Consider the following 14,080-nt stretch of genomic DNA (forward strand, 5'->3'; position numbering starts at 1 on the left):
TAAACCCTTCCATGGGGGCTTGGCCGCGGCATCCATGCCGCGGACACTCCCGCAACCGGACCCACCCCGCCTTCGACAGTTCCCTGCTGCTGTTGGTGGATGTCGACCTTGGTCGACACGGCGGCGCGCGGGGTCAGATCCGTTTTCCACAGGAAAACGGATCTGACCCCGGAAACAAAAAATCCCCGGTCGACCCGCATCGACCGGGGATCTGGATCGCCACGTTGCCATGCCTTGGAGAGGCAGTTCCACCGTAACCCATCGCGGTGCCGGCGGTGATCGCCTGTGGCGATGACGACCAAGCGCGCAGCTATCAGGCGCCGGCCAGGGCCTGTTCCAGGTCCGCGCGCAGGTCGCCGATGTGCTCGATGCCGATCGACAGCCGCACGGTGTCCTCGCTGACACCGGCCTTGGCAAGCTCCGCTGCATCCAGCTGGCGATGCGTGGTCGAAGCCGGATGGGTGGCCAGTGACTTCGCATCCCCCAGGTTGACCAGGCGGGTGAACAGCTTCAGCGCATCGAGGAAGCGGGCGCCGGCCTCGCGCCCACCGGGCAGACCGAAGGTCAGTACGCCCGAGCCGTGTCCACCCAGATAGCGCTGCGCGGCGGCATGCTCGGGGTCGTCGGCCAGTCCGGCGTAGCGCACCCAGGCGACCTTGGCATGCGCCTTCAGGAACTGCGCAACGGCCAGCGCATTGGCATTGATGCGTTCCATGCGCAGGGCCAGGGTCTCGATGCCCTGCAGGATCAGGAACGCGTTGAACGGCGACAACGCAGCGCCGGTATTGCGCAGCGGCACCACCCGCGCGCGGCCGATGTAGGCCGCTGGCCCCAGGGCTTCGGTATAGACCACGCCGTGGTAACTGGGGTCGGGCTGGTTGAGCCGTGCGAAGCGTTGGGGCTGTGCGGTCCAGTCGAAGTGGCCGGAATCGATGATCGCGCCGCCCAGGCTGTTGCCGTGTCCCCCGAGGTATTTGGTCAGCGAATGCACCACGATGTCGGCGCCGTGCTCGAACGGGCGCAGCAGGAAGGGCGTGGCCACGGTGTTGTCGACGATCAGCGGCACCCCGGCGGCATGCGCGACCTCGGCGATGGCGGCGATGTCGGTGACATTGCCGCGCGGGTTGCCGATGGATTCGACGAACACCGCCTTGGTGCGTTCGTCGATCAGCGCGGCGAACGCGGCCGGGTCGGCCGGGTCGGCGAAGCGCGCCTGGATGCCGTACTGCGGCAGCGTGTGCGCCAGCAGGTTGAGGCTGCCACCGTAGAGCGCACTGGAGGCGACGATGTTGTCGCCGGCCTCGGCGATGGTCTGGATGGCATAGGTGATCGCGGCCTGCCCCGAGGCCAGCGCCAGCGCGCCGATGCCGCCTTCCAGCGCGGCCAGGCGCTGCTCCAGCACGTCGGTGGTGGGGTTCATGATGCGCGTGTAGATGTTGCCCGGAACCTTCAGGTCGAACAGGTCGGCGCCGTGCTGGGTGTCATCGAAGGCATACGCCACGGTCTGGTAGATCGGCACCGCCACCGCGCGGGTGGTCGGGTCGGGACGGTAACCGCCGTGCACGGCCAGGGTTTCCAGTTGCCACTGCGGGTCGCTCATTGCACCAGGCTCCATCCGGGAAACCGCCACCATAGGCCAGCCGGGGCCGCCCGCTGAAAGCCGCTGGCGATGACGTCCGTACCCGCGGTTATCAGGTTGGCCGCGATTCAGGCAGTCGTCATGGGGCGTTGCTAGGCTGCGCCGCCGGGCGCTCCTGCCTGGGAACGGAGGCCCCACGCATGCAGCCATCCCCCTGGACTCCCCCTGCCAGCAGTTCGCCCACGTCGGTCCTGCTGGTGGAGGACGACCGTCGCCTGGCCGAACTGGTCAGCGACTATCTCCACGAACATGGCTTCGCCGTGCAGCACGTGGCACGCGGCGACCTCGCCAGCGCCGCCTGCCGCCAGCATGCACCGGAACTGGTGGTGCTGGACCTGATGCTGCCCGGCCTGGGGGGCATCGATGTGTGCCGGCAGATCCGCAGCTTCTCCGATGTGCCGATCCTGATGTTGACCGCCTGTGAGGACGACATCGAGCAGGTGCTGGGCCTGGAATCGGGTGCCGATGACTATGTGCACAAGCCGATCGAGCCACGCCTGCTGCTGGCCCGCCTGCGCGCCCTGCTGCGCCGCCGCCACGGCAGCAGCAATACCGGCACGCCCAGCCGGCTGATGCATGGTGAGCTGCTGATCGATCGCATGCAGCGCGAGGTGCACCTGCACGGCCAGCCGGTCGAGCTGGGCACCACGGAATTCGAGATCCTGTGGCTGCTGGCCAGCCAGCCGGGGCAGATCCTGTCGCGCGACCAGATCCTGCAGGCGGTGCGCGGCATCGGCTTCGACGGTCTGGACCGCAGCGTCGACGTCTGCATCGGCAAGCTGCGCCGCAAGCTCGGCGACGATGCGCGCGAACCGCGGCGGATCAAGACCGTGTGGGGGCGCGGCTACCAGTTCAATCCTGCGGCCTGGTCGGAATGAAGCGGCTGTTCCTGTGGCTGTGGTTCATCACCGGCGCCTGCTTCCTGGTGTCGGTGTTCTTTCTCAACCACATCCTGGATGGCATCTACACGCCCGTGCAGGATCGCGTGTTCGTGCAGCAGGTGCGCGGGCAGGTGTACGCCCTGCGCAGTGGCCTGGCCGGCCTGGACGCCGTCCAGCAGCGTGAGCGCCTGCAACAGTGGCAGCCACACTACGGCATCGCCCTGACCCTGCTCGACAAACCTCCCGCGCTCGACGCGCAGGAACAGGAGGTCGTGAAGGCCGATGGCTTCATCGTGCGCGATCAGTACCAGCAGGTGCTGCTGCCCATCGACGGCATCGGCGGCCGCTGGCTGCACCTGCGCCTGCCCGGCGCGGTGCAGATGACGACGTACATGACCATCGCCGCCTACCTCAGCATCCTGCTGCTGGTGGGCGCCAGCCTGTATGCCTGGGTGCGCCTGCTCTGGCGCGACCTGGAAGCACTGCGCCGGCACGCCGACCGCATCGGTTCCGGCGACCTGCAGGCACGCGCGCAGGTTTCGCCCCGCTCGCAGATCCGGGTCATCGTCGAACACTCCAACCGCATGGCGGCACGCGTGGCCGAACTGGTGCAGCGCCAGCGCGACCTGACCCATGCCATTTCGCACGAACTGCGCACGCCCATCGCGCGGGTGGCCTTCGGCCTGGACCTGATGCAGGACAGCGATGACCGCGAACGCCGCGAACGGCTGGCGCAGGGCCTGCACGGCGACCTGGCCGAGCTCAACCGGCTGGTCAGCGAACTGCTGGCCTACGAACGGCTGGAGCATCCCAGCGAGGGCGAACCGATGCAGCGCATCGAAGCCAACGACTGGCTGCAGGCCTGCCTGGCCGATGCCCGCCGCGATGCTGAACGTGCCGGCATTGTCCTGCGGGTGCAGCCCAGCGCGTTGCCGCGAGTGGATGCCGAGCCACGCCTGTTGCAGCTGGCGCTGAGCAACCTGGTCGGCAATGCGCTGCGCCACGCGCGTTCGCAGGTGGAGGTCTCGCTGGTCGGTATCAGCGGCCGCGCCTGCCTGCGCGTGGACGATGACGGCCCGGGCATCGCCGAAGCCGATCGGGAGAAGGTGATGCGCCCGTTCACCCGCCTGGACGACAGCCGCAGCCGCGATACCGGCGGCTTCGGCCTGGGCCTGGCCATTGTCGGCCGCATTGCAGCCCGCCACGGCGGCGAGCTGCGCATCAGTCGCGCCACGCTGGGCGGCGCGCGCCTGGAAATGCACTGGCCGCTGGCTGCCAGCTGAACGCCCAAGGGCGCGATTACAGTTGATTACAACTCCCGCACAACTGCGGACGGATCGGTCGCCGGCATATCGCCACGCTGGCAACCCTGCAGCACTCGCCGGATGCGCGCGCTGCTTTCCTCCCATTGCCGAGAGTTTCCATGTCCCAGCTTCGCCGTTCCCCCGCCCTGCTCTGCCTGGCCGTGTTGCCGCTGTTCGCCGCCCCGATCGCCCACGCCAAGGATGACCACTGGACCTTCGAGCTCGCCGCCGGTGGCGGCGTGGCACCGCGCTACAGCGGCAGCGAGGAGTATCGTGCGACGCCGTCGCTGTCCTTTGATGTCACCTCGCCGGGGGGATGGTTTCTGGGCACCAGTGGCATCGGCTGGGGCACCTCCCTCGGCGAGCACACGCGCGTGCGTGCCTATGTCGGCGCCAGCGGCATCCGCAAGGACAAGGACTCGCTGCTGGGCGGTTCGGACTTCCTGCGCGGCATGGGTGATATCGATACCCGTCCCCTGGTCGGCGTCTCGGCTGGTTATACGCTGGGCGAAGCCGTGCTGAGCGGCTCCTGGCAGTTCACCCGCAAGGACGAGGACAAGGCCGAGAACGGCCTGGCCACCCAGCAGATCCATCTGAACCTGAGCATGCCGCTGTTCGACTTGGCCGGTGGCGTGGTCAGCGGCAGTGTTTCCACCGACTACGGCAACCGCGGCTACATGCAGACCTGGTACGGCGTCAGCCCGGAACAGGCCAAACGCACGGGCTTCGCCGAGCACAGGCCGAAGGCCGGCCTGGTCAGTGCCGGTGTCGGCCTGAAGTGGAGCCACCGCGTGGGCCGCAACGGCAACTGGTACATCTCGGCCGAAGGCACGCGCCTGCTCGGCGATGCGGCCAACAGCCCGATCGTGCAGAAGGCAAACCAGTTCGGGCTGATGAGCGGTTACACCCACCGCTTCTGATGCATGAAGGGCGCCGCTGGGCGCCCTTTCCCTCTGCGGTCAGCGGCAGGCCGGTGCGTCGCCGTTGCCGCACAACCCGACCTCGCGCAGCCAGCCGATCCACTGCACGACGTCCTCCTTCTCCGGCTCGGAGCGGAACGACTTCTGCACGGTGTGGAAGCCCTGCCTGCCCTGCACGCCCTTGATCCAGGTGAACTCCGGCTTGCCTGTCCCCGGATTCCGCGGGCAGCTGAGCATCAGCAGGGCGAAGGGCCGTCCCCCTTCTTCACCTTCGCGGATCCAGTGGCTCTGCGCCGCCGGACAGGCGATGCGCCACCCCGCCTCGATGATGCCGAGGAACTCACGCGGACTCACATGGCCACTGTTCGGCGCATCGTTGACGGTGACCATGTCGGTCCAGTCGTGCACGGTCTGGCCCTGTGGCACGTACTCGGTGATGCGGTTGCCTTGCGCGTCGGTGCTCTGGTGGGCCTGCTGGTAGCCCTTCATCGGCGGCAGCTGGACCTGTTCGGCGGCCGCGGCGTGTCCACAAACAGCAGCCAACGCCAGCATCATGCAGAGTGAAGCCCTGCGGGCAACGTCCATGCGGTTCTCCTCATCCTTGCGAAAGTGAAACAGGACCATCGTGCGCTGCCAAGGCTCGGATGGCGCCCCAGCCATGGCCGGGGCGCCACCGGTTCAAGCCTTGGCGAACACCAGGCGACCACCGTCGTTGCCGACTTCGATGGTATCGCCGTTGACGAAGGCGCCGGACAGGATCTGCTGCGCCAACGGGTTCTCCAGCTGTGCCTGGATTGCGCGCTTCAACGGGCGCGCGCCGTACACCGGATCGAAGCCGACGTTGCCGAGCAGGTCGAAGGCCGCATCGGAGACCGCCAGCTTCAGCCCGCGCTCGGCCAGGCGCTTCTCCAGCCCGCGCATCTGGATGCGCGCGATCTGCTTGATCTGCTGCTTGTCCAGCGGGTGGAACACCACGATGTCGTCCAGGCGGTTGATGAACTCCGGACGGAAGTGCGCCTGCACCACGCCCATCACCGCTGCCTTCATCTGCGTGTAGGCCTCCGGGCTGTCGTCGGCACTCATGTCCTGGATCTGGTGCGAGCCCAGGTTCGAGGTCATCACGATGACGGTGTTGCGGAAGTCCACGGTACGGCCTTGGCCATCGGTCAGGCGGCCATCGTCCAGCACCTGCAGCAGGATGTTGAACACATCCGGATGCGCCTTCTCCACTTCGTCCAGCAGGATCAGCGAATACGGGCGACGGCGCACCGCCTCGGTCAGGTAGCCGCCTTCCTCGTAGCCCACGTAACCCGGGGGGGCGCCGATCAGGCGGGCGACGCTGTGCTTCTCCATGAATTCGCTCATGTCGATGCGGATCATCGCGTCGGCGCTGTCGAACAGGAATTCGGCCAGCGACTTGCACAGCTCGGTCTTGCCGACGCCGGTCGGGCCGAGGAACAGGAACGAGCCGGCCGGACGGTTCGGATCGGACAGGCCTGCACGCGAACGGCGCACGGCATCGGAGACGACCTTGATCGCTTCCTCCTGGCCGACCACACGGTTGTGCAGCACTTCTTCCATGCGCAGCAGCTTGTCGCGCTCGCCTTCGAGCATCTTGTTGACCGGAATGCCGGTCCAGCGCGACACGACCTCGGCGATCTCCTCGTCGGTGACCCGGTCCTGCACCAGCTTGAAGTCCTTGTGCTCGGCTTCCTGGGCCGCGGCCAGCTGCTTTTCCAGCTGCGGCAACAGGCCGTACTGGATCTCGCTCATCTTGGCGAAATCCTGGCGGCGCTGCGCGGCTTCCAGTTCCAGCTTGGCCTGCTCGACCTGCTCCTTGATCTTGGTGGCGCCCTGCAGCGCAGCCTTCTCCGACTTCCAGATTTCATTGAGGTCGGAGAACTCGCGCTCCAGCCCGTCGATGTCGTTCTCCAGGTCGGCCAGCCGCTGCCGCGAGGCTTCGTCCTTTTCCTTCTTCAGCATCTCGCGCTGGATCTTCAGCTGGATCACCCGGCGTTCCAGGCGATCCAGCTCCTCCGGCTTGGAGTCGATCTCCATGCGCAGGCGCGAGGCAGCCTCGTCCATCAGGTCGATGGCCTTGTCCGGCAGCTGGCGATCGGTGATGTAGCGGTTGGACAGCGTGGCGGCGGCCACGATGGCCGGGTCGGTGATCTCCACCCCGTGGTGCACGGCGTACTTTTCCTTCAGCCCGCGCAGGATCGCGATAGTGTCCTCCACCGACGGCTCACCGACGAAGACTTTCTGGAAGCGGCGCTCCAGCGCAGCGTCCTTCTCGATGTACTTGCGGTATTCGTCCAGCGTGGTCGCACCGATGCAGTGCAGCTCGCCGCGTGCCAGCGCAGGCTTCAGCATGTTGCCGGCATCCATCGCGCCGTCGGCCTTGCCCGCGCCGACCATGGTGTGCAGTTCATCGATGAACAGGATGATCTGGCCTTCGTTCTTGGCCAGGTCGTTGAGTACACCCTTCAGTCGCTCCTCGAATTCGCCGCGGAACTTGGCCCCGGCGATCAGCGCGCCCATGTCCAGCGACAGCACGCGCTTGCCGCGCAGGCCCTCGGGTACTTCGTCGTTGATGATGCGCTGGGCCAGCCCTTCCACGATCGCGGTCTTGCCCACGCCGGGTTCGCCGATCAGCACCGGGTTGTTCTTGGTCCGGCGCTGCAGCACCTGGATGGTGCGGCGGATTTCCTCGTCACGGCCGATCACCGGGTCGAGCTTGCCGCTCTCGGCCCGCGCGGTCAGGTCGATGGTGTACTTCTCCAGCGCCTGCCGCTGCTCCTCGGCATTCTCCGACTGCACGTTCTCGCCGCCACGCAGCTTGTCGATCGCCGCCTGCAGGCGCGTCTTGTCGGCACCAGCGGCGCGCAGCGCCATGCCCAGCGTGCCGCCATCGTCCAGCGCCGCCAGCACGAACCACTCGCTCGCAATGAAGGCGTCCCCGTGCTGCTGCGCCAGCTTGTCGGTCTGGTTCAGCAGGCGCCCCAGATCGTTGCCCATCGAGACGTTGCCGGCCTGGCCGGATACCTTGGGCAGTGCGTCCAGCGCCTCGGTCAGGCGCTCGCGCAGCACCGGCACGTTCACCCCGGCCTGGGCCAGCAGCGGGCGCGTGCTGCCACCCTGCTGGTCCAGCAGCGCGCTGAACAGGTGAACCGGTTCGATGATGCTGTTGTCGCGGCCCACGGCCAACGACTGTGCGTCTGCCAGCGCCTGCTGGAAACGCGAGGTGAGCTTGTCCATCCGCATTGCGAATCCTCATCGGTCTTCAGGGCCGGCCTGGGCCGGCAATGCTGGAAAGATGCGGTTGCCCCACCCGGTTTCAAGGGTGGCTGCGACTGCACCCCGGGGCCAGTCAGCCTGCGGCCAGCATGCCGGAGCGCGTGTGGTCGGCGCGTTGATCCCGATCAGTTCCGCACGGTGGACGGGCTCAGCGGGTGATCGCGCTGCGGATCGCCCGCAGCTGCTGCTTGATCGCCCGCGCCTGTGCAGGATCCATGCGTAGCAGGGCCTTCTGCCCGATCGAGCGTGACTGCAGGGTGGGATCGACGAAGCGATAGCGGCCGCGCTCATCGCGCTGCACCAGCGGCGACTGGGCCAGTTCCGGGGTGTCCAGCAGGTGGTCGATCACCATGACCAGGCGGTCGTTGAAATAGCCCTCGGGCCGGCCAAGGTCGGCATAGGCCTGCTGGATCAGCGGATAGAAGCGCTTGTAAGCGGTAGCCGTTGCCGCCGGGTCCAGCGCAGTGAACGCCTGTACGTAAGGCGCATAGCGTGCCGCATTGCTGGCGGCGATGCGTTCGCCGCCTTCGCCCGTATCGACCTGCAGGTTGCCCGGCAGCGGCCGCGCGGCCAGCGCGGTCGGCGGCACGCTGGGCTTGTCCAGGTTGTCGACCTGGGTGACCAGGCGCTGGATCAGGTGATCACGCAGCAGCAGGGTCAGCGGCCCCTCGCCTTGGAACAGCTGGCTCAGTGCGCCCCAGGCCGCGGCGTCGCTGTCAGCCAGTTTCGGCAGCGCCGGGTCGGCGGCGGCCTCGGTATCCAGCGGATGCCTGATCGATGGTGGTGCTGGCGCGGGCTCTGCGGCCGCCTGCGGTTGTGCCGGTGCACTGGTACTGGCAGGGGTTGATTGCACCGGCACCGGGACACCGTCGGCCAGGCTCTTCAGCTGATCGCGGAACAACCAGCCGCCCGCGCCACCGATCACCACCACACCCAACACCCAGGGCCAGACCGCCTTTCCACTCTGCATGATGCAGCACCTCGTTTCACACGCAATGGAGAAGGTGTGACCCCATCGAGTGCAGCCGGTTCCCCGCCTGTTCCGCTGCCGTTCGGGTTGAGACCTGCAGCAAGGCCGCGCTCACGTCTGCTTTGCGCCACCCGCGCGAGGCTAGGAGTCCTGTCCCGTGGAGACTCTGCCATGCAGTACGCGCTGTACTACTGGACCGGCATCCAGGGCCGTGGCGAGTTCGTGCGCCTGGCGCTGGAAGATGCCGGCGCCGACTACATCGACATGGCGCGGGTGCACGGCGATGCGGTGATGCAGCCGTTTCTGGAGGGTCGCAACGAAGGGGCACAGCCCTTTGCGCCGCCGTTCCTGAAGGCCGGCCGCCAGGTCATCGCGCAGGTCGCGGCGATCCTGGATTTCCTCGGCCCGACGCTGGACCTGGTGCCGCAGGCCGCATCGCGGCGGATGCAGGCGCTGCAACTGCAGTTAACCATCGCCGACCTGGTAGCCGAGGTGCACGACACCCACCATCCGATCGCCGCATCGAAGTACTACGAACAGCAGAAGACCGAGGCCAAGGCACGAGCCGCGTCACTGCGCAGCGAGCGCCTGCCCAAGTTCCTCGGCTATTTCGAGCAGGTGATGGCCGCCAACGGTGGCCGCCATGCACTGCGCGAGCACTCCTATGTGGATCTGTCACTGTTCCAGCTGCTGAGCGGGCTGGACTACATGTTTCCGCGCCGCATGCAGGCGCTCGGCCCCACCCTGCCCCGGCTGCGCGCGCTGCAGGAACGAGTGGCGAAACGACCCAACATCGCCGCCTATCTGGCGTCTGAGCGGCGGTTGCCGTTCAACACCAACGGCATCTTCCGCCATTACCCGGAACTGGACGCCGAACGGTAGTGCCGGCCGCTGACCGGCAGAGCGCGCTGTGATCATTCGCCACCTGCAACACGCCCCTGTAGAGCCGAGCCATGCTCGGCTCAGAGCAGCCGAGCGCAGGCTCGGCTCTACAGAGCACCAGAAGTGGAAGGAGCGGTAACGCCGGGCCATGCCCGGCGTCACCGGTCAATGATCGGTGCGATCACCCAGCGGTTGCACCGGCTGCTTCTGCAGCGACAGCAGGCCCAGCAGCACCGCCAGGGCCACGTAGGCGCCGGCAAACTGCAAACTGATGATGCGCGCCAATCCTTCCAGGTCCCACGGCAGGTAGATGCCACCGCGCGGGTCCACCGAGTGGATCAGGCCGAACAGGGTCAGCCCGGCGGCCACCAGCAGGACGCAACAGGCACGGCGCAGGCGGCCATCGACCATCGCCGCCACGGCCGAGATCCACAGCATCGAGGTGATGATGAAGCCATTGCCCAGGGTGAAGATCACCGCCAGCTCCGGCAGGCCGTGGCCGTCGAGCTTGGTCAGCAGCTGCGGCAGCTGGTCCGGTGCGATCCAGCCCGGCGCCTTGATCGCCAGCAGGTAAGCCACCGACGGCAGGAAACCGAACACCATCGCGCCGGTATGGTGGCGCGGCGTGGCCTGGAAGGCCTGGGTGGTGATGTCGATGGCCACGTACACGATGATCGGTGCCAGCACCGCCAGCGGCAGCCATTGCACCAACCCGGAGATGATGCCGAGCATGCCGCCAATGCCGACGAACAGGCCGGTCAGCAGCGTGTAGCCGCTGCGCGCGCCCATGTGCTTGTAGGCAGGCTGGCCGATGTAGGGCGTGGTCTGCGCGACACCGCCACAGACACCCGCCACCAGCGTGGCCACCGCTTCCACCAGCAGGATGTCGCGGGTGCGGTAGTCATCGCCAGCCGCGCGTGCGCTTTCAGACACATTGATGCCGCCCACCACCATCAGCAGGCCGAACGGCAGCAGCAGCGGCAGGTAGGTCATCGCGGTGGGCAGGCCATCGAGGAAGCCCAGCGTCGGCAGCGGCAGCACCACCTGCGGCGGCACCCATTCCGGCACATGGAAGCCGGGCGCGCCCAGCCCGGCCAGGCCAAGTCCGTAATACAGCACGGTGCCGAACACGAAGGCCAGCAGCACGCCCGGGCCACGCACCGGCAGCTTGCCCTTGGCGATCAGCACATACAGCAGCAGGCCCAGCGTGGTGAAGCCGACCAGCGGCGAGCGCAGCGTTTCCAGCAGCGGCAGCAGGCCCATCAGCACCAGCGCGATGCCCGCGATGGAACCCAGCAGCGCAGCTCGCGGCAGTGCGCGGGTGACCGCTTCACCGAAGAACGACAGCACGAACTTGAGCACGCCCATGATGACCAGCGCGGCCATGCCCAGCTGCCAGGTGGCGATGCCCGCAGCGTGCGGGTCCATGCCCTGCTGCTTGAACGCGAGGAAGGCCGGGCCGAGCACCAGCAGGGCCATGCCGATGCTGGTGGGGGCATCCAGGCCGAGCGGCATGGCGGTGACATCGTCGCGGCCGGTACGTGCCGCCAGCCGGCGCGCCATCAGGGTGTACAGCAGGTTGCCGACCAGCACGCCAAAGGCGGTGCCGGGGAACATTCGGCCGAACACCACGCCGGCGGGGAACTGGAAGATCCCGACCAGGGCCATGGCGATGAAGCCGAGGATGGAGAGGTTGTCGACGACCAGGCCGAAGAAGCCGTTGAAGTCGCCGGCGACGAACCAGCGACGCGGTACGGCGGAAGCGGGAGCGGACATGGAAGGGGCGGTGGGGGTGGGGAGCGCCGATGGTAGGCCCAGCGGGGCCGGCGCGCCAATTCCGTCGTGGAATGATGGGTTCCAGCCAACGGCGGGGCCCCTCGTGGCTGGTCGCGGGTAGAGTCGACTGTTAGTCGACTGGCATTGCGAGTTCGGCCGGTCGGGGGGGCTGCGCAGGACACGCCGTAAATCCCCAGACCGGCCCAGCCGCTGGCGGCTGTGCGTTCGGGCCTTGCGAAGCAGTGCTTCGCAAGCAAAGCGCCCTCACCCACGGGGGCTCGATGGCGCCATCCATGGCGCCAACGGTCCTGCGCAGCCCACCCGACCGACCCCTGACAGTTTCCTGCGCGCGGCAGCCACGGAAGAAGATCAAAAGATCCAAAGCCAAGGCAGGCTCTCGCTGCAGTGCCGAGCCCATGCTCGCCCGCTGTACGCGAAGGCTCTGAGCCGAGCATGGCTCGGCTCTACAGAAGATTATTTCGATCATTCGTTCGTTCATCCACGCATGGCGTGGATCTACCGTGTCGACCAAGGTCGACACCTACCACACGGATGGCCGCCGTTGCTTCCGAGTGGCCGGCCAGCGGCCGGCACTACCGCGGGTGCAGGGCGCAGCCCTGCATCGACCAACCCTCTACTTCTTCAGGAAGTTGTCCACCAGCAGATGCTTCACGTCGTCGAAGCGGCCGTTCAACACTGCCTTGGCCGCGTACAACGCCGTACCGGCCACCTGCTTGGCCTCGATCTGCGGCGGCATCACCAGCTCCGCGCGGCTGGTATGCACGTCCAGCAGCGCCGGGCCGCGCTGGGACAGCAAATCCAGCACCGCCTCTTCCAGATCCTCGCTGCGGGTCACCGTGCGGCCGTGGAAGCCGATGACCTCGGCCAGGCGGCCGAAGTCCGGGTTCTTCAGGTCGGTGTAGTTGTCCAGCAGGCCCTCCACCTTCTGCTCCAGCTCGACGAAGTTCAGCGAACCATTGTTGAACACCACCACCTTGATCGGCAGGTTCTCCTGCACTGCCGTGAGCAGGTCACCCAGCAGCATCGCCAGGCCACCATCACCGGACAGCGAGATCACCTGCCGGCCGGGGAAGGCCTTCTGCAGGCCCAGCGCCTGCGGCATCGCGTTGGCCATCGTGCCGTGCAGCAGGCTGGTCAGCGTGCGGCGGCGGCCGTTGACGCGGATATGGCGCAGCACCCACACCATCGGCGAACCCCCGTCGGCGGTGAACAGCGCATCGTCGCTGGCATGCCTCGACAGCAATGCCGTCAGATGCTGCGGGTGGATCAGTTCACCCTCGCCCGGCTGTTCTTCCTGTTCGCGCTTCTTCAGCGCCTTGTCGCGACGCCCGATGCACTCGTCCAGGAAACTGCTGTCCTCGCGCGGCGGCAGCATCGGCAGCAGCGCGTCCAGCGTCGGTGCGATGTCACCGACCACGCCAAGGCTCACCGGGTGGCGGCGGCCGAGGTGACTGCCATCGCGGTCGACCTGGATGATCGTGGCCTTGTCCGGGTAGAACTGGCCCCAGGCGAAATCGGCGCCGAGCAGCAGCAGCGTGTCGCACTCCATCAGCGTGTGGAAGCCGGATTCGATGCCGAAGATGCCGGTCATGCCCATGTTGTACGGGTTGTCCGGCTCGACGAAATCCTTGGCGCGCGAGGTATGCGCGATGGGCGCCTGCAGGCGCCGGGCCAGCTCCAGCAGCTGCGCGTGTGCGCCCTGGCAACCGGCACCGGCATAGATGCCGATGCGCTTGCCCTGCCCCAGCAGTTCGGTGATGCGCTGCAGCTCGGCATCGGACGGGCGCAGCACCGGCTGGGTGTAGTGCACCGAGAACGGCACATCGTGCTTCACCTCGGCCTGGCTGATGTCGGCCGGCAGGATCACCACCGCCACGCCACGGCGGCTGATCGCGGCCTGGCAGGCCAGGGCCACGACGCGCCGCGCCTGCTCCGGGCTGTGCACCTGCTCGCAGAACACCGAACAACTGGCATACACCGCCTTGAAGTCCACTTCCTGCGGAAATTCCATGCCCAGCTCACTGGTCACCACCTGGCTGGCGATCAGTACCATCGGTGCACGGTTGCGATTGCTCTCGAAGACGCCGTTGATGAAGTGCAGGCCACCGGGACCACAAGAACCCGCACAGGCGGTCAACTCGCCGCTCACCAGCGAATCGGCGCCGGCAGCGAAGGCGGCCACTTCTTCGTGGCGTACATGTACCCAGTCGATTTCACTGCGGTGCAGGGCATCGGTGACGTGATTCAAGGTATCGCCAACGATGCCGTAACAGCGGCGGACGCCCGCCTGCTGCAGGGTATCGACAACGATCTCGGCAACGCGCTTGCTCATCGGATACATCCTCGAGGGGAGAGCATCCGAGGCTAGACCCGAAGAAGTGATGCCTCCG

At 67.2% G+C, this 14,080-nt stretch carries 10 protein-coding genes; 4 read left to right on the plus strand and 6 right to left on the minus strand.

From position 1 onward, the window contains the following. Positions 1–313 precede the first annotated feature (313 nt). The gene (locus QP609_RS16310) at positions 314–1,600 is read right to left on the minus strand and encodes an aminotransferase class V-fold PLP-dependent enzyme (protein WP_164111335.1); all 1,287 of its coding nucleotides are present in this window, start codon (positions 1,598–1,600) and stop codon (positions 314–316) included. Between the two features lie 179 nt (positions 1,601–1,779). Here QP609_RS16310 and QP609_RS16315 point away from each other — a divergent pair, with 179 nt between their 5' ends. The 3 genes from QP609_RS16315 to QP609_RS16325 all read left to right on the plus strand — a co-directional run bounded on the left by QP609_RS16315 (position 1,780) and on the right by QP609_RS16325 (position 4,744). After that, the gene (locus QP609_RS16315) at positions 1,780–2,517 is read left to right on the plus strand and encodes a response regulator transcription factor (protein ID WP_014648178.1); all 738 of its coding nucleotides are present in this window, start codon (positions 1,780–1,782) and stop codon (positions 2,515–2,517) included. Beyond that, on the plus strand, positions 2,514–3,803 hold the full coding sequence (locus tag QP609_RS16320) for an ATP-binding protein (protein ID WP_289213811.1): 1,290 nt from the start codon (positions 2,514–2,516) through the stop codon (positions 3,801–3,803). Before QP609_RS16315 ends, QP609_RS16320 begins: the two co-directional genes overlap by 4 nt. A gap of 140 nt (positions 3,804–3,943) precedes the next feature. After that, complete coding sequence (locus QP609_RS16325; protein ID WP_046432175.1) at positions 3,944–4,744, plus strand: MipA/OmpV family protein; 801 nt, start codon at positions 3,944–3,946, stop codon at positions 4,742–4,744. Positions 4,745–4,783: 39 nt separating this feature from the next. Here QP609_RS16325 and QP609_RS16330 read toward each other — a convergent pair whose 3' ends face one another. The 3 genes from QP609_RS16330 to QP609_RS16340 form a co-directional block, all read right to left on the minus strand. Then, complete coding sequence (locus QP609_RS16330; protein WP_289213812.1) at positions 4,784–5,329, minus strand: hypothetical protein; 546 nt, start codon at positions 5,327–5,329, stop codon at positions 4,784–4,786. A 93-nt stretch (positions 5,330–5,422) separates the two neighbouring features. After that, positions 5,423–8,008, minus strand: coding sequence for an ATP-dependent chaperone ClpB (clpB, locus tag QP609_RS16335; protein ID WP_014648182.1), 2,586 nt, complete (start codon positions 8,006–8,008; stop codon positions 5,423–5,425). A gap of 181 nt (positions 8,009–8,189) precedes the next feature. After that, entirely contained in the window at positions 8,190–9,011 is an 822-nt protein-coding gene (locus tag QP609_RS16340; protein WP_014648183.1) for a DUF3014 domain-containing protein, read from the minus strand. Positions 9,012–9,182: 171 nt separating this feature from the next. On the opposite strand from QP609_RS16340, the gene QP609_RS16345 reads away from it, so the two are divergent. Then, a complete protein-coding gene (locus tag QP609_RS16345) occupies positions 9,183–9,893 on the plus strand; it encodes a glutathione S-transferase (protein ID WP_014648184.1) in 711 nt (236 codons plus the stop codon). Between the two features lie 165 nt (positions 9,894–10,058). Here the strand turns inward: QP609_RS16345 and QP609_RS16350 are convergent, their stop codons facing one another. Both QP609_RS16350 and QP609_RS16355 read right to left on the minus strand, forming a co-directional pair. Next, positions 10,059–11,669, minus strand: a complete 1,611-nt coding sequence (locus QP609_RS16350; protein WP_197621706.1) for a hypothetical protein — start codon at positions 11,667–11,669, stop codon at positions 10,059–10,061. Positions 11,670–12,303: 634 nt separating this feature from the next. Next, positions 12,304–14,022 carry a thiamine pyrophosphate-dependent enzyme gene (locus QP609_RS16355; RefSeq protein WP_014648186.1) on the minus strand — a complete coding sequence of 573 codons (1,719 nt, stop codon included), beginning with the start codon at positions 14,020–14,022 and terminating at the stop codon, positions 12,304–12,306. Between the last annotated feature and the right edge of the window lie 58 nt (positions 14,023–14,080).

Source organism: Stenotrophomonas sp. 8(2023) (assembly GCF_030345295.1).
In the GTDB taxonomy this organism is placed as follows: Bacteria; Pseudomonadota; Gammaproteobacteria; order Xanthomonadales; family Xanthomonadaceae; genus Stenotrophomonas; species Stenotrophomonas muris.

What these genes read in the sequence shown, in the direction of transcription:
- QP609_RS16310 (WP_164111335.1), bottom strand. Translation starts at nt 1,600, where the DNA reads ATGAGCGACCCGCAGTGGCAACTGGAAACCCTGGCCGTGCACGGCGGT.
- QP609_RS16315 (WP_014648178.1), top strand. Translation starts at nt 1,780, where the DNA reads ATGCAGCCATCCCCCTGGACTCCCCCTGCCAGCAGTTCGCCCACGTCG.
- QP609_RS16320 (WP_289213811.1), top strand. Translation starts at nt 2,514, where the DNA reads ATGAAGCGGCTGTTCCTGTGGCTGTGGTTCATCACCGGCGCCTGCTTC.
- QP609_RS16325 (WP_046432175.1), top strand. Translation starts at nt 3,944, where the DNA reads ATGTCCCAGCTTCGCCGTTCCCCCGCCCTGCTCTGCCTGGCCGTGTTG.
- QP609_RS16330 (WP_289213812.1), bottom strand. Translation starts at nt 5,329, where the DNA reads ATGGACGTTGCCCGCAGGGCTTCACTCTGCATGATGCTGGCGTTGGCT.
- clpB (WP_014648182.1), bottom strand. Translation starts at nt 8,008, where the DNA reads ATGCGGATGGACAAGCTCACCTCGCGTTTCCAGCAGGCGCTGGCAGAC.
- QP609_RS16340 (WP_014648183.1), bottom strand. Translation starts at nt 9,011, where the DNA reads ATGCAGAGTGGAAAGGCGGTCTGGCCCTGGGTGTTGGGTGTGGTGGTG.
- QP609_RS16345 (WP_014648184.1), top strand. Translation starts at nt 9,183, where the DNA reads ATGCAGTACGCGCTGTACTACTGGACCGGCATCCAGGGCCGTGGCGAG.
- QP609_RS16350 (WP_197621706.1), bottom strand. Translation starts at nt 11,669, where the DNA reads ATGTCCGCTCCCGCTTCCGCCGTACCGCGTCGCTGGTTCGTCGCCGGC.
- QP609_RS16355 (WP_014648186.1), bottom strand. Translation starts at nt 14,022, where the DNA reads ATGAGCAAGCGCGTTGCCGAGATCGTTGTCGATACCCTGCAGCAGGCG.